The following is an 8,095-nucleotide window of genomic DNA, read 5'->3' as shown; positions in this document are numbered from 1 at the left end:
AACTCCTAACTCCTAACTCCTAACTCCTTTCATAAGAAATATTTATAATTTGTGACTGTAACCAACATTACCCCATCTGGCTTTCAGATTTTGATAAAATTCAGCTTGTGACTTGTATTACCCTCTTAACGACGATTAACCGTTGATAAGCGCAAGTACTACAACAAATGCTGATTGTTCAGAACCTAGCAATACAAATAATTGATTTGGGTGGAAGGGGAAAAAATCTTATTTGGAGGTTGGTATTCTCATGGCTTTGTCAGTACGTCCATATAATTAAGTCTGCTGAAAAAAAGAGCAAGAGACTTGTATTGGTATAAGTATTTTCGTTAAGCTGGCAACCAAAGATCAAAATTAAGGTCTGAATTGCTTAAAAGCCTAGTTTAACGACTAGGCCATTAGTCACCCTAGTACGGGCTTCTCCTAAAGGGAGAGGCTAGCGTCTTCTCTACGAGACGCTTTACATTCGCAAAGCGTCTCGTAGAGAAGGGAAGTTTCTACGCCACTTCCTTCAAGTCAGTGTCCTCCCCATGAGCAACTGGCGTTAGCGACGTAGAAGCATCACCCAAAGGGTAATTAATTAAAGACTAATGACTAATGACTAAGGACAACCCAATACGGTTTGATATGTTTCTGACCTCATACCCACTTAAAAAAAAATAAAAAATGGCTAACAACGAAGAATCACGTGGTTTAAAGTCTCTATTTGATTGGTTTGCAAATCGGCGAAAGTCAGGATCTACCAGTCTCGAACGCCAAGAGCGTGAAATTGCGGATGGTTTGTGGCACAAATGTTCTAAGTGTGGCGTGTTGGCATATACAAAAGACCTGAAAGCCAATCAGATGGTTTGTGTCGAATGTGGTCATCACAATCGGGTAGATAGCGATGAGCGCATCCGTCAATTGATAGATCATAATACTTGGAAACCGATGGACGAGCATTTGCGTCCAACCGATCCGCTAGAATTTCGCGATCGCAAACTATATAGCGATCGCCTCCGGGAAACACAAGATAAAATTGGCTTAATAGACGCAGTTAGAACTGGTTTAGGTCAAATTAATGGTTTGCCCATTGCCCTTGGGGTTATGGATTTCCGTTTTATGGGTGGTAGTATGGGTTCGGTCGTGGGAGAAAGGCTGACCCGGATGATTGAGCAAGCCACTCAACGACGCTATCCTGTAGTTATCGTCTGCACCTCCGGCGGCGCGAGAATGCAAGAAGGAATGCTCTCTTTGATGCAGATGGCGAAAATCTCCGCAGCCTTACAGCGCCATAAAGATGCCCGACTATTATATATTCCCGTTTTGACCAATCCGACAACGGGCGGCGTTACCGCAAGTTTTGCAATGTTAGGCGATCTAATTTTGGCAGAACCCAAGGCAACCATTGGTTTTGCAGGTCGGCGAGTGATTGAGCAAACCCTGCGGGAAAAACTACCCGAAAATTTCCAGACTGCTGAAGATTTGCTCCAGCACGGTTTTGTTGATGATATCGTATCCCGTACCCAATTAAAAAACACTCTAGCCCAACTGATTGCCCTACACCAACCTGTACTAACAACACCTCACATGGTTTTGTGGGAAACAATGTCTTTGACTTCTACCGCCGCAGAATAAACAAAAGTTATGAGTTATGAGTTATGAGTTATGAGTTATGAGTTGAAAATTTACAACTCATAACTTCTAACTTCTAACTTCTAACTCCTAACTTCCAACTTCTAACTTCTAACTCCTAACTTCTAACTCCTAACTTCTAACTCCTAACTCCTAACTCCTGCTTGGCTCTTGAAGAAACATGAGCGGAACAAGTGCTATTAGTCGGAATAAACCAGAGAGAGCAAATAACCCCAATAAGCCTCCAGACTGAGCAAATTGAACGAGAAAACTGCCTATAGTTGTGCCTAAAGCACCACTTACTCCAGCAACGGCAGCTGCGATCGCAAAATAGATAGACTGATTTTTAATTGGTGCAATGCCCAATTGTATATTATTGCTGCACAAGTCAATTGCCGCCCAAGTACCTCCAGCTAAGATGTGTAATAGAGGTAGCCACAACCAGATATCAAGGCGATTAGCACCAATTCCTAGCCAGAGGAGTGGTGTGACTCCAACCAAAATCCCAATACAGATGAGGATGGGACGATTACCTATCTTATCTGCCAATTTTCCCCACAGAATAAGCATTAGCAAAGTCGCCCCCGCCTGAAGGCTGTTATAAATAGTCACGTAACTCACATCCAAATCCAGCGTGTCCAGCATATAGAGGTTAAAAAAAGGACTGCTGAGGTTAACAGCAAGATTCCAGAAGCAGAAATACAACAGAAATATCAAAAAGTTAGAATTTTTCCAAATACTGCTAGTTAACTGATCTTGTGGCAGATGAATTGAACTTGAAGGCAGAAGTAATAAGTCTGTTGATTGAGTGACTTCAGAAGATTCATCTTTTGTAGGGTCTGATTGAATCTCACTGGTTTGTGGTAACTTGCCATAATAAGTATTTTGCGATCGCGGATTCATATCCACCTGGAAATACTGACACCCCAATCCCATAATCCCAAAGACAATGCTTATTAGTAGAACTACCCCATAACCTTGTAGAGATCCCCCATACCAATGTGATACAACTAATCCAGCCATTGGTACGCAAATCAAAGTAGTGAAGTTCGCAGCACTATTGCGTGTTCCAAAATACCTGCCTCGTAATCGCCGGGGAACGATCATTGCTACCCAACTTAGCCACGATGCAGTTCCTAGTCCTCCCAAAAGATTACTGAATAGAACAATCAAGAGTGTCAATATGACTAACTGGTGAGGAGCGATCGCTCCCAAGCTGGCGGTTACAATACCAATAACTAAAACCAGCCATAGCAGCCGACCAATTCCATGTGTCCTAAGCGAATATTGAAAGCGGCTGGTGCTGCGTTCAGACAAGTAAGCACCCAACGGCTGAATGAGATTGACCAACATGGGAATAGAAGACAGCATCCCAAATACCACTGGACTAGCACCCAATTCCACTAATAAATTGCTGAGTAAAATCCCGCCAGTTCCAAGAGAGTAAACCGATGCTAAGACAGAATCCGCAGTGGAAGCTTTTAAACTAGTGCGAATAGTATTCTTGGGAATTCGAGAAATTGCTGTTGGTGGTGAGGCAATCTGGGTAAATTCTACATTCAATGGTGCAGTTGTTTCAATCTGAACAGAATCCATAAACATAGATTATGGGTGAAGTATCCTCGGATAAATCAGGTTGCAGAGGAATTCAGTATGCTTTAATTAGCATTGCTGATAATTTTTCGTTATTCTAGCTTGCAATTTTCAACCAAAATTTCAAATAAGTAAAATATCACTCCTTGATAACACAACCTATAAGCGAGGAAAGAGACTATTATTTGTTTGTGAACAATAAAGGATTATTTAATTTTTTGGGATTGGTGATGGCGATCGCGATCGCTATTATTGCTTGTCAAAGCCTACAATTGCCAAGCAAACCCTCAATATCTAGCGCAGTCACCATTAAACTCAGTGGTTGGGGAGGCTCTCCCGTTGAGCAAAAACTCTTGAGACAAGTACTACAAGACTTTGAAGCACAACATCCAACTATTAAGGTCAAATATGAGGTAATTTCCGACCAATACATGGATGTAATTAAAACTCGTTTGGTCGGAGAAGCTGCGCCCGATGTTTTTTATCTGGATGCCCTGGAAGCTCCTTTCTTGATGAGTCAGAATGTCCTAGAACCGTTAGAAAGTTACATCACCCCCGAATTTGACCTCGCGGACTTCGAGGATACCTTACTCGACAGTTTCAAATACCAAAATCAGATTTACGGTCTTCCCAAAGATTATTCCACCCTGGCGCTGTTTTATAACAAAAAAGCCTTCGCCGCCGCCGGCTTGAGTAATCCGCCAGCAACTTGGGAGGAATTACGTAAATACTCGCAACAATTGACAGGGAAACTTAACAAATACGGCTTTGGGGAAATTCCAGAATTAGCGCGTCAAGCTTATAAAATTAAAGCCTTTGGTGGACAACTCATCGACCGAAATGGTTATGCTACATTTGCCAGTGAGAAAGGTTTACAGGGTTTAGAGTTGGTAGTAAAACAGTATCAAAAAGACCGCTCCTCTGCCCAAAAATCTGATGTGGGGACAAACTCAGGTAGTGAAATGTTTGGTCAAAGTAAAGTGGCGATGGTGATTGAAGGTAACTGGGCAATTCCCTATCTAACTGAAACATTTCCCCAAGTAGAGTTTGCTACTGCACAAGTGCCTACGATTAATGACAAAAAAGGCACGATGGTCTTTACAGTTGCCTACGTGATGAATAAGCAAGCACAGCATAAAGCCGAAGCTTGGGAGTTGATTTCTTATCTCACGGGTAAAGAAGGAATGCAGAAGTGGACAGGAACAGGGTTTGCTTTGCCAACACGTAAATCAGTGGCCAAGAATTTGGGCTATGACCAAGATCCACTGCGATCGCCATTAGTCGCGGGGGTTAATTATGCTACACCGTGGCAGGTGGGTAAATATCCAAGTGCGATCGTTAATAACTTTGATAACCAATTTATCAGCGCCTTATTGGGACAACAACCATTAAAACAAGCGATGTTGAAGGCAGAAAATGAAGCTAATCAGCAAATTAGGGCGATGGAGTAAACAATCTTTCTTACCTTCACCAAATTACTTCTGAGTAGAAGTTTGCTATCTCTTTATCTGCTGTAATTATTGCAGCTTGATTACTTCTGGCTAGTGCGACGACAACTCGATCTACTGGATCTCGATGACTCCATTCTAAATTGACACTTTCCATCCAAGTATTTTCATCAATAGGTACAATCTGAACAGTACTAGACTTTTTCAGCGTTACTACGTACTCGTTAAGATTGACTCCTAAATCTAGTTTTTTATTTTTGATTTTTAAAGCAATTTCCCATATAGCTATAGACGGAACAAGACCATTTTTATCCCTTTCCATGTAGTTGCACACTTCTTTGGCTTGTTCAGAAAGTCTGGCTGGATCTAAACTCCACCAGATTAGGGCACAAGTGTCAAGGACTATCTTCACAATTGTGTCCATTCCTCAGTGGTTGGTGTATTTAAATCCTCAAAGTACTTCACTTTACCGCGTATTTCCCCAAATAACTCTTCTGTTGAAGGCGCTTGTGCGTATTTGGAAATTTTCACCACTGGCTTACCGCGATCGGTAACTACAATTTCTTCTCCCTCTGACTCTACAAGTCGTAAGAACTCAAGAAGTTGAGATTTGAGTTTACTTTTGGAAATTGATTTCATAATAACCGTAGTCATGACTATAGTCATATTCTAATAGGAGATAGCATGAACTATTATTCAATATTTACTGGCATGACCAAGACCTACTGCGATCACCGCTACATCCTGGGAAGTAGGTCAGTATTCAGATGCGATCGTGAATAACTTTGAGAACCAGTTTCTCAGCGCCTTATTGGGGTAAAAACCATTAAAGCAGGCGATGCTGAAAGCACAGAATGAAGCTAATCAATCAGCAAATTAGGGCTATGCAGTAACTGAAGGGTATCTACTGCCAACTATACTTAAATACTAGCGATCAACTTTGAGAGCGCAATTTATTTATCAATAAACCAACGATACTTTTCACCATCAGAACCATAATAAGTCGAGTGAAACTGACTCATGGCAGCAACGTATTGAGATAGCATCAGTACTACATCACTATTCTGAGGAACATCATCTTCATCGATTAGATCAAGATAGTCAAATGATGCCTCTGATGCAAGTATTTTACGACAGCTTTCTAGAAGTCGGTTAACAATTTTCATTTTACTCTTATTGAGCACAGCCTCTGGCTTCTTCTTGCTCAGTTCTTGGAACTCTGATCGCATAGCACGTAATAGAGGAATTATGATTTCGTACAGTTCAACATTTTCACTACTTGTCTGCTTTTGAGGTTTTGTCTTCATAAATATTGCATTTACTCTCTTAATCGTTTTGGGCAAGTTGTTCTAATATAATAAACTTTGCCTAATTCATCTCCAGTTTCATCTCTTTCAACATCTACTAACCAATACCATTGTCCACTCTGCCTCTGCCTCTTTACATTATCTGCACGCAGCTTTTCAAAACATTGTAAATATTGTGAGAGAATTAAAACTACATCACTGTTTTGTGGTGTGTCATCTGGATCAAACTCTGAAAAGTCTTCAAAAGGTCGATACTTTTGACTAAGGAATTCATTTGAGTTATTAAGCAATTTATTAATAAAGTTGAGTTTAAATTTATTTACGGCATCATTGGGAGATTTCTTAGACAATACAGAAAGTTCCTCATAAATACTCTGAAGTTGTACCGATAGTTTTTTAAATTCGTCAACATCTTTACGGTTCATATATTTTTACCTTCATGAGGGACAAGCTCGACGAAATTCCACATACTTCTTTTTGAGAACATCAATCGGTGAGCGCTGCTTACTCTCAAAAATATTAACCATTAACGAGATATCCTCATCTGTAAGCGTAATGATACATCGCCTTTGTCCAGACCATAAATCAATAATATTGCCGAACATTGCTTTTGATAGAGGGTTTCTTGTCACGATAACACCAAACTTACCAAGACCAGAATCAAGATATCTATTAAGTTGGCTAATGTGTTCACGCTCGATTGTCTTGACGTTCTTTAACTCAAAAACAAGCTGCCTATTGCCATAGTCTTGATAAATCTCTTGAAGAAAATCAATTGACCTATTATTGTAAAAAATCAGGTCTCGAATCAGTCTTCCAGATTCTGTACGACTCTGTTCTGCTGCAAAGTCAAGGTCTGGATAGAAAAGCGACGCAAGAAGTTGACAGATATAATTTTCGTATTGAATATCTGCTCCATTCGTCTTTCCTGTTGGTAGCTTTTGTATTTCACCTAATTTTCGTTTAGCGGACAAGACGGGAATCTGTTTAAAGAGCGGATCGTTTTTACAGTCATCCTGAGTTCGCTCTTTTATCTTAATATATTCCTGAATAATGCCATAATTATTCCTATTAAAGTTTAGAACCTTAACACGTTCTTCTGGCTCACCAGGATTAAAAATTTCATCACGAGGACAGTAATCCTTAAAGTAGTCTTCAAAGTTGATCCACGGAGAAAATTTCAGCCATCTCTTCGGAACAAAAATTAAAGGCTCTTTGGTTTGAGGATTCACAGGCAATGTAATTTCCTGATCTAGGATAAATGAATTTTTACGATAGTCATAAACTCCAGAAACAACAGCTTTATCAATTGGTATTCCTAGTTGTTCGCACTGTTGTATTGTAAAGTCTATCAGAAATGATTTAATAAAATTACAACAAATATCACTTATCCGATCTTTCGCAATTCCATCTACATAAAACTGAATTTCTTCAAAGTGAACAAATCCGTATTTTCCATACTCAGGAATTTTCTGAAATAGAGAGATAATTTCATCTGCTTTGTTACGACTAATTTTTATACCTTTTCGTTTTTTTGACAATCCAAGTCCAATTTCTTGGCATTCAGATGCAAGAATGAGGTTGTCACGAGCCTGATCTATTTTGCCTTTCTGAACAAGAAAGTTTAGGTTATTAAAGGAATTAATGATAGAGGTATGAAGTGATTGGTCTTGTTGTGAGGGAGACTTCCATAAAAGAAAAGGGTCAACGTAAAGGGGAATATCTTCATCTAGAAATGCTATGGCAAAATCTAGCTGTGCTTGGGTTGCTGAAATGCCGTGGTAATCAATTATTCTTGGGTGGATGATCCCCATTTGCTATTTTTGTCTACGTATATTTGACTATTATAATGTCAAATAATTTTTGTGCCATGTCTAATACTTCTGCCCTTTAAGGTTTTATCTGATTTCGTGGTCATCAGGTATGGTATCGGATTGTCAAACCAGATCGAGAATATTCTGGTAAGCTACCGCTGCTGTGTCTTCACGGAGACTCAGGAGTACCCCACGAATACTTAGAACCATTAGAAGCGATCGCAACAACAGGAAGACGAGTTATTTTTTACGAGCAATTAGGGTGGAGATTTTTTCTTAGCTTGAGCAAAGATATCTCGAATATTCTTTTGACTTTGCC

The 8,095-nt window shown here is 39.9% G+C and carries 8 protein-coding genes; 2 read left to right on the top strand and 6 right to left on the bottom strand.

Annotated elements, in window-relative coordinates:
- Positions 1-666: 666 nt before the first annotated feature.
- Complete coding sequence (accD, locus tag HWQ37_RS30750; RefSeq protein ID WP_292754356.1) at positions 667-1,617, top strand: acetyl-CoA carboxylase, carboxyltransferase subunit beta; 951 nt, start codon at positions 667-669, stop codon at positions 1,615-1,617.
- Positions 1,618-1,767: 150 nt separating this feature from the next.
- On the opposite strand, the gene HWQ37_RS30745 is transcribed toward accD, so the two are convergent.
- Positions 1,768-3,210 (bottom strand): MFS transporter, encoded by a 1,443-nt coding sequence (locus HWQ37_RS30745; protein ID WP_292754353.1) that lies wholly within the window; start codon positions 3,208-3,210, stop codon positions 1,768-1,770.
- 227 nt (positions 3,211-3,437) lie between these two features.
- Between HWQ37_RS30745 and HWQ37_RS30740 the strand changes: the two genes are divergently transcribed.
- On the top strand, positions 3,438-4,658 hold the full coding sequence (locus HWQ37_RS30740) for an ABC transporter substrate-binding protein (protein WP_292754359.1): 1,221 nt from the start codon (positions 3,438-3,440) through the stop codon (positions 4,656-4,658).
- A gap of 16 nt (positions 4,659-4,674) precedes the next feature.
- Here HWQ37_RS30740 and HWQ37_RS30735 read toward each other — a convergent pair whose 3' ends face one another.
- The 5 genes from HWQ37_RS30735 to HWQ37_RS30715 all read right to left on the bottom strand — a co-directional run bounded on the left by HWQ37_RS30735 (position 4,675) and on the right by HWQ37_RS30715 (position 7,776).
- The gene (locus tag HWQ37_RS30735) at positions 4,675-5,067 is read right to left on the bottom strand and encodes a type II toxin-antitoxin system VapC family toxin (protein WP_292754350.1); all 393 of its coding nucleotides are present in this window, start codon (positions 5,065-5,067) and stop codon (positions 4,675-4,677) included.
- The gene (locus HWQ37_RS30730; RefSeq protein WP_292754348.1) at positions 5,064-5,321 is read right to left on the bottom strand and encodes a type II toxin-antitoxin system Phd/YefM family antitoxin; all 258 of its coding nucleotides are present in this window, start codon (positions 5,319-5,321) and stop codon (positions 5,064-5,066) included. The genes HWQ37_RS30735 and HWQ37_RS30730 overlap by 4 nt, the downstream gene beginning before the upstream one ends.
- Before the next feature lie 287 nt (positions 5,322-5,608).
- Positions 5,609-5,962 carry a hypothetical protein gene (locus tag HWQ37_RS30725; protein ID WP_292754345.1) on the bottom strand — a complete coding sequence of 118 codons (354 nt, stop codon included), beginning with the start codon at positions 5,960-5,962 and terminating at the stop codon, positions 5,609-5,611.
- Positions 5,963-5,973: 11 nt separating this feature from the next.
- The gene (locus HWQ37_RS30720) at positions 5,974-6,387 is read right to left on the bottom strand and encodes a hypothetical protein (protein WP_292754342.1); all 414 of its coding nucleotides are present in this window, start codon (positions 6,385-6,387) and stop codon (positions 5,974-5,976) included.
- Positions 6,388-6,399: 12 nt separating this feature from the next.
- On the bottom strand, positions 6,400-7,776 hold the full coding sequence (locus HWQ37_RS30715) for a hypothetical protein (protein WP_292754339.1): 1,377 nt from the start codon (positions 7,774-7,776) through the stop codon (positions 6,400-6,402).
- Positions 7,777-8,095 lie beyond the last annotated feature (319 nt).

The organism is Nostoc sp. NMS4 (assembly GCF_017115095.1).
Classification (GTDB): Bacteria; Cyanobacteriota; Cyanobacteriia; order Cyanobacteriales; family Nostocaceae; genus Nostoc.
This window is presented reverse-complemented; position numbering and strand designations above follow the sequence as displayed.

Excerpts from the sequence above, each read along its gene's own strand:
- accD (WP_292754356.1), top strand. The coding sequence starts at position 667 with ATGGCTAACAACGAAGAATCACGTGGTTTAAAGTCTCTATTTGATTGG.
- HWQ37_RS30745 (WP_292754353.1), bottom strand. The coding sequence starts at position 3,210 with ATGGATTCTGTTCAGATTGAAACAACTGCACCATTGAATGTAGAATTT.
- HWQ37_RS30740 (WP_292754359.1), top strand. The coding sequence starts at position 3,438 with ATGGCGATCGCGATCGCTATTATTGCTTGTCAAAGCCTACAATTGCCA.
- HWQ37_RS30730 (WP_292754348.1), bottom strand. The coding sequence starts at position 5,321 with ATGACTATAGTCATGACTACGGTTATTATGAAATCAATTTCCAAAAGT.
- HWQ37_RS30725 (WP_292754345.1), bottom strand. The coding sequence starts at position 5,962 with ATGAAGACAAAACCTCAAAAGCAGACAAGTAGTGAAAATGTTGAACTG.
- HWQ37_RS30720 (WP_292754342.1), bottom strand. The coding sequence starts at position 6,387 with ATGAACCGTAAAGATGTTGACGAATTTAAAAAACTATCGGTACAACTT.
- HWQ37_RS30715 (WP_292754339.1), bottom strand. The coding sequence starts at position 7,776 with ATGGGGATCATCCACCCAAGAATAATTGATTACCACGGCATTTCAGCA.